We start from the raw sequence: 16,978 nt of genomic DNA, 5'->3' as shown, positions 1-16,978 counted from the left end.
CTGTACCTGCGCCAGGCACAGAAAAGGCCCGGAACCATGCGGTTCCGGGCCTTTTTAGTTGAGCCCCCTGCCAGAATCGAACTGGCGACCTTTTCATTACGAGTGAAACGCTCTACCGACTGAGCTAAGGAGGCCGGCGCCCTCAAAGGGCACCTGCATTGGCCTCGCGGCCAACAAGTGAAAATCTTACGTGTTGGCGGGCGCGGAGGTCAAAACGAGGGCTCCGGCACCCGCACGCACTAGCCGGGTGGGTGTGCCGGCGCCTAGCAACTGGCCCCAGAGGCCGGGAGCTTGTCCTGGAGCAGGTAGTCATCCACCGCGTTGGCCACGCAGTCGTTGGAGCGGCCGTAGGCGGTGTGCCCCCAGCCCTTGTAGGTCAGCAACACGGAGCCGGGCAGTTGCTTGTTCAGCGACTGGGCCCAGGCATAGGGCGTGGCCGGATCCCCGGTGGTGCCCACGACCAGGGCGGGTGCCACGTCCTGGGATACCTGGAAGGTGTCCGCCTGCTTCACCTGAGGAACGGGCCACGTGGCGCAGCCATCGTCGTAGGCCATGTAGCGGCCAAAGAACGGGGCGGCCTTCTCCATGGTCCTCGCGGAGGCCATGATGCTGGATACCCGGTCTGAGCCGCGGGAGTAGTCGGCACAGTTGATGGCGGTGAACGCGGCCTGCATGTTGTTGGCGTAGGCGCCATCCGCGCCGCGCTCGGCGGAGAGATCCGCCATGGCCAAGAGCTCGGTGGGGTTCTCATCACCCATGGCCTGAGCCAGGGCGGAGTTGAGCATGGGCTCAAACTGTGGCTCATACATGGGCATCATCAGCGCGGAGACGATGTCCGCGGCCGGGACGCGGCGGCCGTCAGCGGCCTTGAGCGGGCGGGTATCTGCTGAGGCCACAAAGTCAGTGAGGGCGGTGCGGGCTTGGGCCGCGTCCCCCTTGAACGGACAGGAGTCGGAATCCAGGCAGTTCTGGAGGTACTTATCCAGGGACTTCTCAAAGGCCTTGGCCTGCTGGAGCGCCACTTCCTCCCCGCCCAGCGAGGGATCAACAGCGCCGTCCAACACCATGCGCCCGGCGTTCTGGGGGAACAGGCTCATGTACGTGGCCCCCAGCTTGGTTCCGTAGGAGAAGCCAAGGTAATCAAGCTTGTCGCGCCCCAGAATCTGGCGCACCACGTCCAGGTCCCGCGCGGAGGAGGTGGTATCCACATGGGACAACAGCCCGGCGGGGGAGTTCTTATGGCACTCGGTGCCGTACGTGCGGGCCTGGGCCACGGAGCGCTCAATGCCCGCATCGTTGGTGGGCACCACGGCGGTCTCGCGTTCCTTGTCCATCTCCGCATCGGAGAGGCATTTCACGGCGGAGGATTTGCCCACACCGCGGGGGTCAAAGCCCACAATCTGGTACTGATCCCGCACGGAGTCGGAGATGAGCACGGAGGCGCTGCGCTGCACCATGTCGATGCCGGAGCCGCCGGGGCCGCCAGGGTTGAGCACTAGCGAGCCCTTCTTCTGCCCGCCCGTGGTGCGTGCCAGCGCCAGGTCAATGGTCTCGCCGGTGGGCTTGGAGTAGTCCAGGGGCACCTTGATGGTGGCGCACTCCGTCTCCTCGCACGCGGTCCACCGGGGCTGCTGCGAGTAGATCTTTTCCAGTCCCGGGGGCACCTTGCCTTGGTCCGCGTGCTCCGGTGCGGGGGCCGACGACGCGGGGCTGGCTGACGCTGAGCCCTGCCCGCCGCTGGTGGGGGCGGCTTCAGAGCCCGGCGAGCACGCGCTGAGCACCAGTGCGGCGGAGGCCACTAGCGCGGTCAACGCCAGGCCGCGGCGCGGGGAGCGCGATGCCGTGGGTTGGGTGGGCTGGTACGTGCTGCGCGGGGTCACTGCTGGCTCCTGCCGGGCGGGGATGCGATGAGGGAGGTCATGAGTGCCTCCACCGCCATGGCGGGGGAGACGTTGCCTGCGAGCCGGCGCCGCGCCAGGGCTATGGCGTCGATGCAGGCCAGGGAATGTGTGGCGCCGGTGCCCGCGGAGTATCGGTGCAGGGGCTGGCCAAGGTGGGCGTTCACGAGTTCCTGCTGCGTTCCCAGTTGCAGGGTGAGGGTGTCGCGGAAGAACGTGCTCAGGTCAATCAGGGCGCGGTCAAGGGAGTCAGTGGTCCCGCGGCGGGCGCGGCGCTTGGAGTCCTCTGCCAGCTGCTTGAAGTGGCTGCGTAGCTGTGGGGGAATGATCTCTTCCGGGCCCAGCCCCAACTGGGTGCGCAGCCTGGCCTCGTCCGCCGTGGTCCTTTCCTCCGCGCTGGATTCCGCCTCGCTGGTGGTCACCTCAATGAAGCGGGTGGCGGCGGACATGGCATCGGCGAGCGAGCGCAACTGCAACGGCAGGGACACAATCTCCTCGCGTCGGCGCCTGGCGCCCTCGTCGCGCGCCAGCCGCCGTGCCACGCCGATGTGGCCCTGGGACACCCGGGCGGCGAAGGCCGCCTGAGCCTCCGTCAGACCGTCGCGACGCACCAGCAGCTCGGTGACAGAAGCGACGTCGGGCACTCTGAGAGAGACCGCGCGGCAGCGCGAGCGGATCGTGACCAACACGTCCGCGGGGGACGGGGCGCTGAGGATCCAGACTGTGTGGGGCGGGGGTTCCTCGATGGCTTTGAGCAGCACGTTGGTGGTGCGCTCCGTCATGCGGTCCGCGTCCTCGGTGATGATGATGCGCCAGCGCCCCGTGGCTGGGCGGTCCTGGGCCTTGCCGATGAGTTGGCGCACCTCGGCGATGGCGTAGGTGACGGCCTCCGTGGTCACCATGGACACGTCCGGATGGGTGCCGGCTAGGACGGAACGGCAGGCTTCACACTCTCCGCATCCGCGCTGCTCTGGCTCCGGGCGCTGGCACTGCAGGGCGGCGGCGAAGGCCCGGGCGGCGTTGGAGCGGCCTGAGCCGGGCGGGCCGGTGAACAGCCAGGCGTGGGTCGGGTTTCCCTCCTGCGCGGTCCGGGACAGGGTGGCGACCACCTCCGCCTGCCCAGGCAGGTCTTGCCAGACGCTCACGCGTCGCCGCCGCTGCGGCGCAGAACCAGCTCCAGGATTTCTTGGGCCAGATCCTCCTGCGGCCGCCCCGCGTCCAGCACCACGTAGCGCTCCGGGGAGGCGGCGGCCAGGCTCAGGAAGGCCTGGCGGATGCTCTCGTGAAAATCATCTGGCTCGGATTCAAGCCGGTCCTCTTGGCCAGGGCCGTTGCGCCTGCGGGAGCGGCCCACCTCCGCGCTCACGTCCAGAAGAACGGTCAGATCTGGGACCAATCCGCCGGAGGCAAAGCGATTCAGCTCCGCAACCGCCTCCAGTCCAAGCCCGCGGCCCACGCCCTGATAGGCCAGGGAGGAATCAACAAAGCGGTCGCAGACCACCACGTCGCCGCGCTGCAGGGCGGGGCGGATCACCTGCGCCACGTGTGAGGCGCGCGCGGTGGAGTACAGCAGGGCCTCTGTCCTGGCATCCACCGGCCCGTGCCCGTGATCCAGGACCAGGCCGCGCAGGGTCTCTGCCATGGGGGTGCCGCCCGGTTCCCTGGTGCGCACCACGCGGCGTCCGGCGGAAACCAGCGAGGAGGTCAGGCGGGAGGTTTGCGTGGATTTGCCGGAGCCATCGCCGCCTTCAAAGGTCACAAAAAACCCGCGGCCGGAGGTGGGGGCGGTCGGAAGGAAGGCGGGACTGGAACTCACCCTTTAAGACTAACGGGCCGCACCCACGTCACGCTCGGGCCTGTGGGTAGACGGCGGTTCTAGGGTGGTGGCATGACTTCTTCGCACCCCGATCAGTTAGACCCCAGCACCGCCGTGGTGGCGCTTGGCCGCCCGGAGCGGACCACGGGCGCGGCGCTGAACCCGCCCGTCGTCCTCACCTCTACGTTCGTGGGCGCTGGGGAGCCTGCCCCGGGTGAGCGCGTGTATGCGCGCTACTCCAACCCCACCTGGGAGCCGCTGGAGGCGGCCATCGGAGCCCTGGAATCCAGCCCCGTCCCCGGCCTGGCGTACGCCTCTGGCATGGCCGCGGTGTCCGCCGCCTTCTCGCTGGTTCCCATCGGAGGCGTGGCCGTGATCCCCCGCACCGCCTACAACGGCACGGCGAGCCTGGCCCGCGAGCTGGCCGCGGACGGGGCGTTGAGCCTGCGGGAGGTGGATTCCGCAGACACGGCTGCCGTGATCGGCGCGCTGGAGGGGGCGGATCTGATCTGGCTGGAGTCCCCCAGTAACCCGCTCTTGGATGTGGCGGATCTGCCCGCCATCCGTCCGGCGGCCCAGGCCGCCGGTGTCACCGTGGTCGTGGACAACACGTTTAGCACCCCGCTGCGTCAGCGCCCCCTGGAGGTGGGTGCTGACGTGGTGGTGCACTCGGCTACGAAGTTCATCGCCGGCCACTCGGACGTGCTGATGGGCCTGGTGGTGGTCAAGAACCAGGCACTGCGCGACGCCCTGGCGAGGCGACGCACGCTGGCCGGCTCGGTGCCGGGAGCGTTTGACGCGTGGCTGGCCTTGCGCGGGCTGCGCACCATGGCGCTGCGCCTGGACCGCGCGGAGGCCAGCGCTGGGGAGTTGGCGCGGCGGCTCAGCGAGGAGCCGGCGCTGAGCAGGGTGCGGTATCCCGGGCTGCCCAGCGACCCACATCATGACCGAGCCGCGGCGCAGATGAGCGGCTTTGGGGCCATCATCTCCGTGGAACTGGCCGGTGGGCAGGGGGCGGCGCAGGCCTTTGTGGACTCGCTGGAGCTCTTCACAGCGGCCACCAGCCTGGGCGGGGTGGAGTCACTCGCGGAGCGCCGCCAGCGCCATCCGGGCGAGCCGGCGCAGGTGCCGCAGGAGCTGGTGCGCCTGAGCATCGGGATTGAACACGTGGAGGACCTATGGGCTGATCTGCAGCGCGGCCTGCGTGGCGCTGCCGCCTCACAGGGCTGATCCGTACACTGAATCTCATGCTCATTGCCTATGCCATCGGTTCGTGGATCTTTGTTGCCGTCACGCTCTTCGTCGCTGGGCTGTGCATTTGGGCGTTCCTGGATTGCGTGCGCCGCCCGGCCGCGAACTTCCAGTCCATGGGCAAGCTCACCAAGAAGGCCTGGGTGGCCATCACCGGCGTTGCCGCCGTGGTGACCTTCTTCTCCTTCTGGTTCGCCTTCCAGGCCGTGTGGGCCTTTGGCGGTTCCGCCGGCGTGGGCATCTTCACGCTGGCCGCGGCCGTGGCCGCAGGCGTCTACCTGGCGGACGTACGCCCGGCCGTCTCCGGCAAGGGCAGCAGCTGGTCCTGAGCCGCACGGCGACGCATAGCTCACCGGCCCGCTAGGGACTATGGCGCAGTCGCGCCGACTTGCCCCGATTTCCTGAGAGCCAGTGTGGCATCACTAGCGATCTCCGAATCTCCCCACCACCAAGGGGACATGATCTCGATGTTCGTGCGGCCATCGTCGGCATTCGTTGCGCGGAGTCGCTGACCACTAGCGTTTTGCCAGTAGTAGCCCTCCGGGCTGTACCCCAGTTCGTGGAGCATGGCTGCGAAGCCTGGTTCGTCGGTATGGAGGGGGGTGGGCGAGGTAAAGCTCTGCGATATGCGGTATGAATCGTTGGAATCGGACCCGTAAGTCCCTTCCGGGTACAGGGGGTCCATGTCGCTTTCGTTGGGCGCGAGCTTTTGGCGCACGCGAACCAGCTCTTGGTGGGTGTCGATCCCTCGCTTGCTAGCCAGCTCTGACTCCTCCAACGCAGAGCGCGCCTTGGCGTCTCGAAGTGGAATCCCCGAGCCGTCAGGGACGTAGGACGTGAGAGTGGCGGCGACGAACGGCGCGGCGACGATGAGCGAGACTGCCGTGCTCCAAGCAAGGGCGGGGGCAAGGACCCTGCCCCGCCATCGCGTGGACGGTTTCAGGATGAAGCTCAGAATCACCATGGCCAGCCACATCGATAGGGCGCCGATTGCGCACACCAGGGTGATGCTCTCCTCGACGTCAGGCCACAGGGGCTGGCCGACGAGCAAGGAAAGGCCTGACGGCAGGTCCCCGGCATCGGTGGTCCCGCCGAGGCTCAACACAGCAGTGAAGACCAGAGCCCAGTGCACCGGCAAGATCGTCGCTATGGGCAGCGGAGTGTTCATGTGACCGCGACGGCGCAGAACGAACCGCGGCAGCAAGTTGAGCAGGGCGAAGCCCGGCACCAGGATCGGTGAGAATACCCAGAGCACCAGTGACTCCCACCCTGCATCAAAAAAGACAGAGTGAAACGGGATAAAGAGCGCGAGAAACCAGGCGACCCACGTCCAGGTGCGCCACAAGGCGCCTCGAGAGACGCGAGTCTTACCGTGAATTGACGGGGGTAATTCGGATGTTCCGCTGATCTGATCCATCGAATGGACTATATCAGGCAGGGGGATATGCGGAGCGGTCCGCGCTGAGTTGACGTGCTGGAAACAGCCCGACGACGCTGCCTAGCGTCCCGGTGCCACGTCACCCCACGCGACGGTGACCTCTCCCAGTCGCCAGCGGTGAGCGTCGTCGAGCAGGTTCCAACCGCCTTCCTTGAGCCGCGCCGCCATGAATCGCCATCGTTGACGCAGCCCGAAGGGCGCCACGGCGGTTGACTGCGCCCAGGCGGCGTCCGCGGCCTGGAAGAAGGCGTGGATGCGCTCTCCCGGCACATTGCGGTGGATCAGCGCCTTGGGCAGGCGCTCCGCGAGGTCCGACGGCGCTCCGAGGGTGGCCAGGTGGGTGGAGAGCGTCAAGGCCACAGGGCCCCCGCGCTCCAGCGTGACCCACGTGGCGCGGCGGCCCAGCTCATCACACGTCCCCTCCACCACAAACCCCCCGGGAGCCAGGCGCGAGGTGAGCAACGACCAGATCTGTTCCACGTCCTCCTCGCGGTACTGGCGCAGCACATTGAAGAGGCGCACCGCGGTGGGCGCGGGAGACACGTCCAGCTCAAAGCCGCCCAGGCCAAAGCTGAGCCCGTCCCGCTGCGCCGCCCGCGCGCGCTCCACGCGCTCTGGCTCAATCTCCAGCCCGTGCACCCGCAGCGCGGGGTTGAGGCTGCGCAGCCTGGTGAACATCTCCACCGTGGTGGAGGGAGAGGCGCCAAAGCCGAGGTCCACGACGAGCGGCTCGCCGTGGCGCAGAAGCCCGGCCCGCGTCCCGCTCATCCAGCGATCAACACGGCGCATTCTTTGGGTGTGAGTGGTCCCACGCGTCACGTTCCCTTGCGGGCCGTGCGCGCCATGAGATGCGAAATCGCGCGCCTTCTGGACCACGCACCCAGTCTAAGCGGCGCGCCGTACCCAGCCGCGAGCGTCGGGCAGCAGGTCACCTCCGCCACCCGGAGCGGCCCGCTGGATAGGATGGCAGGCATGACGCACACCCTCATCTTGCTCCGCCACGGCCAGAGCGAATGGAACGAGAAGAACCTGTTCACCGGCTGGGTCGACGTGACCCTCACGGAGAAGGGCCGCGAGGAGGCCCGCAACGGCGGTGCCATGCTCAAGGAATCCGGGCTCAAGCCGGATGTCCTGCACACCTCGCTGCTCTCCCGCGCCATCCTCACCGCCAACCTGGCGCTGGAGGAGGCCGGCCGCTCCTGGATCCCCGTGGATCGCAGCTGGCGCCTGAACGAGCGCCACTACGGCGCGCTGCAGGGCAAGGACAAGGCGCAGGTGCGCCAGGAGTTCGGCGAAGAGCAGTTCATGACGTGGCGCCGCTCCTACGACATCGCCCCGCCGCCCCTGGCGGATGACAACGAGTTCTCCCAGGCGGGCGACGAGCGCTACGAGGCGCTGGGGGATGACGCCCCGCGCACCGAGTGCCTCAAGGACGTGCTGGAGCGCATGCTTCCGTACTGGGAGGGCTCCATCAAGGAGGACCTGACCCAGGGCAAAACCGTCCTGGTCGCCGCCCACGGCAACTCGCTGCGCGCGCTGGTGAAGCACCTGGACGGCATCTCTGATGACGACATCGCGGCGTTGAACATCCCCACGGGCATCCCGCTCGTCTACCAGCTGGATGAGAACTTCAAGCCCCTCAACCCGGGTGGCACCTACCTTGATCCCGAGGCAGCCGCCGCCAATGCGGCCGCCGTGGCGAACCAGGGCAAGTCCCACTAGTCGCTGCACCGAAACACAGCGAAGGCCCGCACCCCTGGAGGGTGCGGGCCTTCGCCGTTGGTTGGCTCGCTTGCGTGAGCCGTGGCGTTTGCCTGTTAGACGACCGGCGTTTCGCCGGCCAGTCCCGGCTCCCACTCGCCGGTGACGAGGTAGGTCACCTTGCGGGCCACGGAGACGCCGTGATCGCCAAAGCGCTCCAGGTAGCGGCTCGTGAGCGTGGTGTCAGCCGTGGTCGGGGCGGACCCGGTCCAGTCGGGGCTGGCGACGACGCGGAACACGGACGCGTGCAGGTCGTCGATCTGGCGGTTGGACTCGATGATGCGACGAGCCACCTCAGGATCGCGCGTCTCCAGCAGCTCGCCCAGGTCCTTGGCGATCGCGATGTCCAGGCGTGCCATCTCCGAGAACGTGGACATGATGACCTCCGGAACCACCGGCTCCGGGTAGCGCAGGCGGGTCAGCTGGGCGATGTGGCGGGCCAGATCTCCCATGCGTTCCAGCGAGGCGGACATGCGCAGTGATCCCACGATCATGCGCAGGTCCGAGGCGACGGGACCCTGAAGGGCCAGCACGTCGATGGCACGCTCATCCAGTTGGTTCTGCTTGAAATCGATACGGGCGTCGGCCGCAATGACCTCTTGCGCCAGCTCGGTGTCGACGTTGGTGAACGAGGCCCAGGCCTGTTCCATCGCAATACCGACCAGCTGGGTCATTTCGACGAGTTCCTCGCCGATGGACTGCAGCTCGGCCTGAAATACCTTGCGCACGCAAGCGTCCTTTCGTGACGGTGTTGGTAGCGCCCAAGATAGCAGGGCACAACCCGTGTGCGTCCACTCTCACAGGGGCAGGTGAAGCAAAGGAAGGAGGCGGGTGAACATCAGGTGAACGACGACGCGGGGAAGGGTTCAGGGGCGGATGCCCCCTTGATTGCCTGGTTAGTCTTGCAGGGTGGACCCCCAAATGATCACCGCTTTGCTGGCTGGTTTGGTCGGCCTCGCCTTGGGCGTGGTCGGTCTGCTTGCGTACCGCATGACCCGCCGCGGGCGGGTCATGGCCCTGCCTGACGTTGAGCCGGAGCTTCCGGCCGGCGCGGCGGACGTGCTCTCCGTGATTGGGCGCGCCTTTGTCTTGGTGGATGACGTGGACGGCGTGGTTCGCGCCAACCCTTCCTCTTACGCCTACGGCCTGGTGCGTGGGCACTCCCTGGTTCACCAGGAGCTGGTGGACCTGGTGCGCCGTGTGCGCGCCGAGGGCGTCATCGAGGAAGGCGAATTCGACCTGCCTCGCGGCCCGCTTGGACAGGGTTCCATTGTGGTCCACGTGCGCGTGGCGCCGCTGGGCGGAGAACACACGCTGGTCATCGCTGATGACCGCACCGAGTTCACCCGCACGGCAGCAATGCGCAACGACTTCGTTGCCAACGTGTCCCATGAGCTCAAGACGCCGGTCGGTGCCGTCTCACTCCTGGCAGAGGCCATCGACAGCGCAGCGGATGACCCGGTCGCGGTGCGGCGTTTTGCCGGCCGCATGGACAAGGAGGCTCGGCGCCTGGCTGAGCTGGTCCAGGACATCATTGAGCTCTCCCGCCTGCAGGGGACCGACGTGGTGCTCAAGGGCACCGTGGTGGACCTGCGCGAGATCCTGAGCGAGGCGGTGGACCGCACCGCACTCTTGGCGCAGGAACGCGGCGTCAAGATCGGGGTGGGCGGAGACACGCATGCCTTTGTTTTTGGCGATCCGGACCTGCTGATGACCGCCTTCCGTAACCTCATCGATAACGCACTGCGGTATTCGCCAGAGGGCACCACGGTGGGCGTCGGGATCAGGGAACGGGACGGGCTTGTGTCCGTCTCTGTCACCGATCAGGGCCCGGGCATCCCCGTGGATGAGCAGGAGCGCGTTTTTGAGCGCTTCTACCGGGTGGACACGGCGCGTTCGCGGTCCACCGGCGGCACCGGGCTTGGCCTGAGCATCGTGAAGCACGTGGTCTCCAATCACGGAGGCGAAGTCACGCTCTGGTCGCAGCCAGGTCAGGGTTCCACCTTTACTGTCCGGCTCCCCGAAAGCGAGGAGCAGGGTGAGCGCGTCGATGCGCTCCAAGCAAGGTCCGACGGCGAGCCCGTCGGGGAAAGTGAGAAACGTTGACACGCATCCTGGTGGTGGAGGACGAGGAATCGTTGAGCGATCCCCTGCAGTTCCTCCTGGAACGCGAGGGTTTCGACGTTCAGGTCGTGGACGACGGCGAGGACGCGGTGCGGGAGTTTGACCTGCACGGGGCGGACCTTGTGCTGTTGGACCTGATGCTGCCGGGGCTTCCCGGCACCGAGGTCTGCCGGCAGCTGCGCCAGCGGTCCAACGTCCCGGTGATCATGCTGACGGCCAAGGACTCTGAGATCGACAAGGTCGTGGGCCTGGAGCTTGGCGCGGATGACTACGTGACCAAGCCGTACTCGGCCCGCGAGCTGGTGGCGCGCATCCGTGCCGTGCTGCGCAGGCAGGGTGAACCGGAGGAACTGGTGTCCGCGACCGTGGAGGCAGGGCCGGTGCGCATGGACGTGGAGCGCCACGTCGTCACCGTGGCGGGGGAACGAGTCTCGCTTCCCCTCAAGGAATTTGAGCTGCTGGAGATGCTGCTGCGCAACGCGGGCCGGGTCATGACCCGCGGCCAGCTGATTGATCGCGTGTGGGGCTCCGACTATGTCGGGGACACCAAGACGCTGGATGTGCACGTGAAGCGACTGCGCTCCAAGATCGAGGTGGACCCCGCCCGCCCCACGCACCTGGTGACGGTGCGCGGGCTCGGGTACAAGTTTGAGGGCTGAGGGCTGAGGGCTGAGGGCTGAGGGCTGAGACCGTGAGGGCCTGGCCCTCACGGTAAGGTCCGCCAGCAACGCCGCAGGGGCGGCACCATCTTCACGATGGTGCCGCCCCTGCGGCGTTGCTGTGAGCTACAGGCTCGCGGTCAGATCAGTGCTCTGCGCCCTCTGCCGTTGCCGGCTCCAGGTGCTTGCGCGCGTCCTTGTCGGAGCCGCCCGGGACAAAGGCGGCGTAGTCCTTGAGCGTGCCGTTCACGACGGGAACATCGATGTCCTGCGCCGTGTCATCACCCGGGGTCATGCTCGTGGTGACGGCAAGGCCCGGATTCGTGGTCTTGTTCTTGCCCTCGTCCATGCCCGGCACCGTGAACTGCTCGGCGTACTTGGCGTCCTGCAGGTTCACGGAGGACTGCGGCTCCACGGGAAGGGAGATGTTCTTGCCGTTAAAGGCAATCGTGAAGGTCGCCTTCTTCGTAGTGGGGTTGGAGACCTGGCCGATGAATCGGGCCTGCTGGTCGGCGCCGTTGGTGACGAGCAGCAGGTTGCGGCCCTGCAGGGCATCGCTCCACACGGAGACGCCGTCAGAGGCGTCGTAGTGGATGGTGGTGGCCTGATCGTTGATGGCACCGCAGCCGGTCGCGCCGAGAGCCAGCACGGCCAACGCAGCGGCGGAGGCCGCGAGGCGGATGCGGTTCTTCGCGGGGTTCTTCACTTGGATCGCTCCTCGAGAGGGTGGGCAACGGGGTACGCGGGTCCGCGCGGGTGCGAGTGGACCCCATTAAGGCGAGTCTAGTCGCCCAATCGAGTGAGTAGGACCGGTTGTTGATCCACGCGATGCCGAGCTAACAGCGTGATGTTCGGTGGGGCTGTGGTGTGGGCCTCGTCTGGTGCGTCCATTCGTGATAAACTGGGAACCCTGGAAAGGGGATTATCCACATGGTTTTTGAGGTTGGCGAGACGGTGGTCTACCCCCACCATGGTGCAGCAATGATCGAAGAGATCAAGATGCGCACCATCCGCGGCGAAGAAAAAATGTACCTGAAGCTGCGCGTGGCTCAGGGCGACCTGACCATCGAGGTTCCCGCAGAGAACGTTGATTTGGTTGGCGTCAGGGACGTGGTGGGCCAGGAGGGCCTTGATCACGTTTTTGAGGTCCTGCGTGCCGAGCACGTTGAAGAGCCCACCAACTGGTCGCGTCGCTACAAGGCAAACTTGGAGAAGTTGGCCTCGGGTGATGTGAACAAGGTGGCAGAGGTTGTTCGTGACCTGTGGCGCCGCGAGCATGATCGTGGGCTCTCCGCTGGAGAGAAGCGCATGCTGGCCAAGGCGCGCCAGATCCTCATCTCAGAGCTGGCCCTGGCCAAGAAGCTTGATGAGACCGAGGCGGAGGCCGTGCTGGACGAGGTCCTGGAGACCAAGTAGTCCCGGCACCGCCCGCCGCATGAGCGGCTCGGTCCTGATGGTGGCCCGTATCCCGATGAGGGGTGCGGGCCATCGTTGTGTTCCGGGTGGTGGGCGGGGCCGGCCAGATAGGCTGACCGCGTGACCCAGAACCACGCAGAACGCACCGCCATCATCGTTGTGGCCGCCGGATCCGGCACCCGCTTGGGCGCCGGAGTCCCCAAGGCGCTGGCCAAGGTGGCCGGCGAATCCATCCTGGCGCACGCGCTGCGGGTCGCGGTGGATCCCGAGCTTGCGTCCCGAGTGGTGGTGGTGACCCCGCCGGGGGACGGGCGCCTGGACGCGAGCATCGAGGCAGCCCGCCGCGAGGGCGTGGAGGTGCTCGCCGTGGAGGGCGGGCAGACAAGACAGGAGTCGGTCGCGGCCGGCCTGGCACAGATCGGACAGGCGCGCAGGGTTTTGGTGCACGACGCCGCTCGGGCCCTGACCAGTAAGGCTCAGTACCAGCGGGTCCAGTCGGCGTTGTCCAACGGCGCGGTGGCCGCCGTTCCAGGGCTGGCAGTGGTGGACACACTGAAGCAGGTGGATCGGCAGGAGCGCGTCACCTCCACCCCGGACCGCTCGCGGTTGCGCGCCGTGCAAACCCCGCAGGGTTTTGATGCCGCACTGCTGCGCCGTGCACACGCCGCAGCGGGTGACTCCGGTGCCACAGATGACGCGGCGCTGATGGAGCGCAACGGCTCCATAGTCCAGGTCGTGGAGGGGGAGGAGCAGGCGCTGAAGATCACCCACCCCGCGGACATTGCCTGGGCGGAGCGCTGGCTGCAGGAGCAAGCCGTGCCCGTTCCACGGGCGGTGCTGCCCCGGGTGGGTCTTGGCATCGACGTCCATGCCTTCTCGGATGACCCCGCCCAGGAGCTGTGGCTTGCGGGCCTTCACTTCCCGGGGGAGCGGGGGCTCTCCGGGCACTCCGATGGGGACGCGGTGGCGCACGCAGCCTGCGACGCCCTGTTCTCCGCCGCCGGCGTGGGTGACCTGGGAACGCACTTTGGCACCGACCGGCCGGAATACGCGGGCGCCTCCGGGGCCACACTCCTGGGCGCAGCTTGCCAGGTGGTGCGGCAGGCCGGATTCGAGATCGGCAATATTTCCATCCAGTTCGTGGGAAACAGGCCCAAGTTCGCTGGGAGACGCGAGGAGGCGGACCGCGTGCTCAGCGCCGTGGTGGGGGCCCCGGTCTCCGTCATTGCCACCACGAGCGACGGCCTCGGGTTCGAGGGGGCCGGGCAGGGAATCTCGGCGCGCGCCGTCGCGCTCCTGGTCCCGGCCGAAAGGTGACGTCACGGCATGGGGCGCCACAGCGGCGCAGTGCACTAGCCTGGGGCGCGTGAACGTGCGCTTCTATGACACCCGTACCCAGACCGTCCGCGACTTTGAGCCGCTGGTACCAGGGCAGGCCAGTCTGTACTACTGCGGCGCCACCACGCAGGGCATGCCGCACGTGGGCCACGTCCGCTCGGCGGTGGCCTTTGACCTGGTGCGCCGCTGGTTGGAACACCGTGGGCTCAACGTCACGGTGGTGCGCAACGTCACCGACATTGACGACAAGATCCTTGAGAAATCGGCTCTGTCTTATTCGAATCCCGCTTCGCTTGGTCCGGATTACCGCGCCGCCGAACCGTGGTTTGCCCTCTCTTATCGCTTTGAGCGGGCCTTCCAAGACGCTTATGCGCAGCTGGGCGTGCTGACTCCCACCTACGAGCCGCGCGCCACCGGCCACATCACGGAGATGCACGCGCTGATCCAGCGCCTGATTGATGCCGGCCACGCCTACCCGTCCGCGGATGATTCAGGGGATGTGTACTTCGATGTGCGCTCCTTCCCGGAGTATGGCGCCCTGACGCACCAGCGGGTGGATGACATGCAGGCCGCGACGGATGCGGATCCGCGAGGCAAGCGAGATGCACGCGACTTCGCGCTGTGGAAGGGGTTCAAGGCGGGGGAGCCGGAGACGGCTTCGTGGCCCAGCCCCTGGGGCCGCGGCCGGCCCGGCTGGCACCTGGAATGCTCCGCGATGGCTGGCAAGTACCTTGGCTCCGCGTTTGATATCCATGGCGGCGGCCTTGACCTGCGCTTCCCGCATCACGAGAACGAGCTGGCGCAGTCTGCGGCAGCCGGGGACGCCTTCGCGACGCTGTGGATGCACAACGGCATGGTGACCTACGAGGGCGACAAGATGTCCAAGTCCATCGGCAACACCATCTCTCCCGCGCAAATGCTCTCCATGGCGCCGGCGCGCGTGGTGCGTTACTACCTGGGCCAGGCCCACTACCGCTCGCAGCTGGACTACTCGCCGTCCTCCCTTGAGGAGGCTCGCGCGGCGGTGGAGAGGATCGATCGTTTTGTGGAGCGTGCCGCGGCGGTAGTCGCTGCACGTGGAGCCGAGCCCGCCGCAGAGGTGCCCGCCGCTGAGGTTCCGGCTGCTGAGGTGCCCGCTGCTGAGGTGCCCAGCGCCTTCGCCGCCGCGATGGATGAGGACCTGAACGTGCCTCAGGCTTTGGCCTCGTTGCATGAGACGGTGCGCGCGGGCAACGTGGCACTGGACGCGGGGGATGCGCAGGCGGGCGCCACTGCTTTGGCGCAGGTTCGGCTGATGACCTCACTTCTGGGGCTCGACGACGCCGGGTCGGGTGCGCCGGCGGCGTCCGGTTCCGCGGCTGATGCGGCGCTGGACGTGCTGGTTCGCGGGCGACTCGAGGCGCGGGCCGCCGCACGTGCCGCCAAGGACTGGGCCGCCTCCGATGCCCTGCGCGATGAGTTGGCTGTGGCAGGCATCGATGTGGCGGACGGAGCGGACGGCGTGAGTTGGTCGCTCAAGCGCGATTAACTCGGTGCTGAAGCGGCGAGCTCCTTTGGTCCGCCCCAGGTCCGCCCCTGGTCCGCCCAGACCGTCGCAGACCCGCGCCCGGCGCGGCCGGGCACCCCACGCCGTCGGGCAGGAATCTTGCCATCTGAACGCACTATGACAGCTTCCTGTCGTGCGACTGCTCACAAGCCCTACTCTCGGTTTGCCTCGGCTCGGTAGAATGAAGTGGCGTCCACCGGCGCAGCGTTTTACCAACGAGAGGTCAGGCATGTCCGCCCCCAACAAGGCACCCAGGAACAAGAAGGGCCCCCTCAAGGGCTCGGGCGGGCTTGGCCGCAAAGCTCTGGAAGGCAGAGGTCCCACGCCCAAGGCGGAGGATCGCGTCTATCACAAGGCCCACAAGAACAAGACGCTCAAGGAGCGCTCCGAGGCCAAGCGTGCCGGCGGTCCGGGTGCCACCGGCGCCCAGTCGCGCCGCCCCAGCGGTCGCAACCGTCGCGCTGAGGAGTACGTCTCCGGACGCAACTCGGTGCTAGAGGCGCTGCGCGCCGGCATCCCCGCCAAGGCACTTCACCTGGCCCTGCGCCTGGAGACGGATGATCGCGTCCGCGACATCCTGAAGATCTCTGCGGAGCGCCGCATTCCGCTGATGGAGCAGTCCCGCACCGAGCTTGATCGCATGACGGATGAGTCCGTGCACCAGGGCGTGGTGCTGCAGGTGCCGCCGTATGAGTACCCGGATGCAGATGAGACCCTCACCAGCCTGGTGACGGATTACAAGAAGGGCCACGTGGCCCACCCGCCGCTGGTCATTGCGCTGGATGGCATCACCGATCCCCGCAACCTGGGCGCGATCATCCGCTCGGCCTCCGCCTTTGGCTCGCAGGCGCTGATGGTGCCCGAGCGTCGCGCGGCCGGCGTGACCGCCACCGCGTGGAAGACCTCCGCCGGCGCGGCAGCCCGTATCCCCGTGACGCGTGCAAGCAACATGACCTCCGTGATCAAGCACGCCAAGCAGATGGGCTACTACGTGGTGGGCCTTGACGGTGGCGGCGATGTTGACCTCCCCGGCCTGGAGCTGGCCTCCGAGCCGCTGATTGTGGTCGTGGGTGCCGAGGGCAAGGGCCTCTCCCGCCTGGTGGCAGAGAACTGCGATCAGATTGTCTCCATCCCGATCGACTCAGCCATGGAATCGCTGAACGCGTCCATGGCCGTGGGCATCGCGCTCTACGAGATCTCGCGGAAGCGCTCCGACGCCGGGGTCTGACCTGGCTGGTGTGAAAACTGGTGCTGAGGCTTCAGCGCACAAGAAGGGCGGTCCGGGTTTCCGGGCCGCCCTTCTGTGTGCCTGGGGCTCAGCGCCGGGCCGGATAACTTCTGCAAAGTAACCCGCGTCACATTTGGACCACAAACGCAAGCCTGGCTGGGTGAACGCGGGTGGTCACGCGGGCAGATTCCGCGAGATCACGCGGAAGCGAGACGCTGCGCGGCCGGCTGGGGTGGTGGGTGTGCCCGATTTGGTGTGGGGTGGTGTGGGGTGTATTGTTTTCTCTTGTCGCCGCAACGAGTTCTGGTTGTTTCAGAGGGTGTTGGGGGGCGTAGTTTTCCTGGATTTCCGCGGTTTTTGTGGGGGTTTGGGTGGTCTCATTGTAGTGATCCTGGCCGTTGGGTTGGGGGTAGTTGGTGGGGTGTTCGTTGTTTGAGAACTCAATAGTGTGCCAAGTTTGTTGACACCGTTTTATTTATTGAAGTGGTGTTTGTTTGTGTGTT

At 67.0% G+C, this 16,978-nt stretch carries 16 protein-coding genes and 1 tRNA gene; 9 read left to right on the top strand and 8 right to left on the bottom strand.

Going from position 1 to position 16,978, the window contains the following annotated elements; all coding sequences use genetic code 11:
- Window positions 1–61 precede the first annotated feature (61 nt).
- The 4 genes from DWQ67_RS10090 to tmk form a co-directional block, all read right to left on the bottom strand.
- Window positions 62–134, bottom strand: a tRNA-Thr gene (locus DWQ67_RS10090).
- Between the two features lie 129 nt (window positions 135–263).
- Window positions 264–1,880, bottom strand: coding sequence for an alpha/beta hydrolase (locus DWQ67_RS10085; protein ID WP_158595427.1), 1,617 nt, complete (start codon window positions 1,878–1,880; stop codon window positions 264–266).
- Window positions 1,877–3,043: a DNA polymerase III subunit delta' gene (locus DWQ67_RS10080; RefSeq protein ID WP_121485494.1), complete on the bottom strand. Its 1,167-nt coding sequence runs from the start codon at window positions 3,041–3,043 to the stop codon at window positions 1,877–1,879. The genes DWQ67_RS10085 and DWQ67_RS10080 overlap by 4 nt, the downstream gene beginning before the upstream one ends.
- Window positions 3,040–3,714: a dTMP kinase gene (gene tmk / locus DWQ67_RS10075; protein WP_121485493.1), complete on the bottom strand. Its 675-nt coding sequence runs from the start codon at window positions 3,712–3,714 to the stop codon at window positions 3,040–3,042. Before tmk ends, DWQ67_RS10080 begins: the two co-directional genes overlap by 4 nt.
- A 72-nt stretch (window positions 3,715–3,786) precedes the next feature.
- On the opposite strand from tmk, the gene DWQ67_RS10070 reads away from it, so the two are divergent.
- Together DWQ67_RS10070 and DWQ67_RS10065 are read left to right on the top strand one after the other, a co-directional pair.
- A complete protein-coding gene (locus DWQ67_RS10070) occupies window positions 3,787–4,944 on the top strand; it encodes a trans-sulfuration enzyme family protein (protein WP_121485492.1) in 1,158 nt (385 codons plus the stop codon).
- Window positions 4,945–4,961: 17 nt separating this feature from the next.
- Complete coding sequence (locus tag DWQ67_RS10065; RefSeq protein WP_121485491.1) at window positions 4,962–5,294, top strand: DUF2516 family protein; 333 nt, start codon at window positions 4,962–4,964, stop codon at window positions 5,292–5,294.
- A 38-nt stretch (window positions 5,295–5,332) separates the two neighbouring features.
- Here the strand turns inward: DWQ67_RS10065 and DWQ67_RS10060 are convergent, their stop codons facing one another.
- Window positions 5,333–6,382 carry a hypothetical protein gene (locus tag DWQ67_RS10060; RefSeq protein WP_147433664.1) on the bottom strand — a complete coding sequence of 350 codons (1,050 nt, stop codon included), beginning with the start codon at window positions 6,380–6,382 and terminating at the stop codon, window positions 5,333–5,335.
- 81 nt (window positions 6,383–6,463) lie between these two features.
- A complete protein-coding gene (locus tag DWQ67_RS10055) occupies window positions 6,464–7,192 on the bottom strand; it encodes a class I SAM-dependent methyltransferase (RefSeq protein ID WP_233556048.1) in 729 nt (242 codons plus the stop codon).
- 174 nt (window positions 7,193–7,366) lie between these two features.
- On the opposite strand from DWQ67_RS10055, the gene DWQ67_RS10050 reads away from it, so the two are divergent.
- Window positions 7,367–8,125 carry a phosphoglyceromutase gene (locus DWQ67_RS10050; RefSeq protein WP_121485488.1) on the top strand — a complete coding sequence of 253 codons (759 nt, stop codon included), beginning with the start codon at window positions 7,367–7,369 and terminating at the stop codon, window positions 8,123–8,125.
- Window positions 8,126–8,220: 95 nt separating this feature from the next.
- On the opposite strand, the gene phoU is transcribed toward DWQ67_RS10050, so the two are convergent.
- Window positions 8,221–8,892 (bottom strand): phosphate signaling complex protein PhoU, encoded by a 672-nt coding sequence (gene phoU, locus DWQ67_RS10045; RefSeq protein WP_121485487.1) that lies wholly within the window; start codon window positions 8,890–8,892, stop codon window positions 8,221–8,223.
- A 193-nt stretch (window positions 8,893–9,085) separates the two neighbouring features.
- On the opposite strand from phoU, the gene DWQ67_RS10040 reads away from it, so the two are divergent.
- Window positions 9,086–10,270 carry a sensor histidine kinase gene (locus DWQ67_RS10040; RefSeq protein ID WP_121485486.1) on the top strand — a complete coding sequence of 395 codons (1,185 nt, stop codon included), beginning with the start codon at window positions 9,086–9,088 and terminating at the stop codon, window positions 10,268–10,270.
- Entirely contained in the window at window positions 10,267–10,947 is a 681-nt protein-coding gene (locus DWQ67_RS10035) for a response regulator transcription factor (RefSeq protein ID WP_121485485.1), read from the top strand. Before DWQ67_RS10040 ends, DWQ67_RS10035 begins: the two co-directional genes overlap by 4 nt.
- A gap of 145 nt (window positions 10,948–11,092) precedes the next feature.
- Here DWQ67_RS10035 and DWQ67_RS10030 read toward each other — a convergent pair whose 3' ends face one another.
- The gene (locus tag DWQ67_RS10030; protein ID WP_121485484.1) at window positions 11,093–11,653 is read right to left on the bottom strand and encodes a hypothetical protein; all 561 of its coding nucleotides are present in this window, start codon (window positions 11,651–11,653) and stop codon (window positions 11,093–11,095) included.
- 224 nt (window positions 11,654–11,877) lie between these two features.
- Between DWQ67_RS10030 and DWQ67_RS10025 the strand changes: the two genes are divergently transcribed.
- From DWQ67_RS10025 to rlmB, 4 genes are all read left to right on the top strand, one after another.
- Window positions 11,878–12,363: a CarD family transcriptional regulator gene (locus tag DWQ67_RS10025; protein WP_121485483.1), complete on the top strand. Its 486-nt coding sequence runs from the start codon at window positions 11,878–11,880 to the stop codon at window positions 12,361–12,363.
- Window positions 12,364–12,483: 120 nt separating this feature from the next.
- Entirely contained in the window at window positions 12,484–13,680 is a 1,197-nt protein-coding gene (gene ispD, locus DWQ67_RS10020; protein ID WP_121485482.1) for a 2-C-methyl-D-erythritol 4-phosphate cytidylyltransferase, read from the top strand.
- A 49-nt stretch (window positions 13,681–13,729) separates the two neighbouring features.
- On the top strand, window positions 13,730–15,229 hold the full coding sequence (gene cysS, locus DWQ67_RS10015; protein ID WP_121485481.1) for a cysteine--tRNA ligase: 1,500 nt from the start codon (window positions 13,730–13,732) through the stop codon (window positions 15,227–15,229).
- Between the two features lie 247 nt (window positions 15,230–15,476).
- Entirely contained in the window at window positions 15,477–16,475 is a 999-nt protein-coding gene (gene rlmB / locus DWQ67_RS10010) for a 23S rRNA (guanosine(2251)-2'-O)-methyltransferase RlmB (RefSeq protein ID WP_121485480.1), read from the top strand.
- Window positions 16,476–16,978: the final 503 nt, after the last annotated feature.

It is taken from the genome of Galactobacter caseinivorans, assembly GCF_003640665.1.
Classification (GTDB): Bacteria; Actinomycetota; Actinomycetes; order Actinomycetales; family Micrococcaceae; genus Galactobacter; species Galactobacter caseinivorans.
The sequence above is the reverse complement of the archived record's forward strand: the minus strand, read 5'-3'. Positions and strand labels throughout refer to the sequence as shown.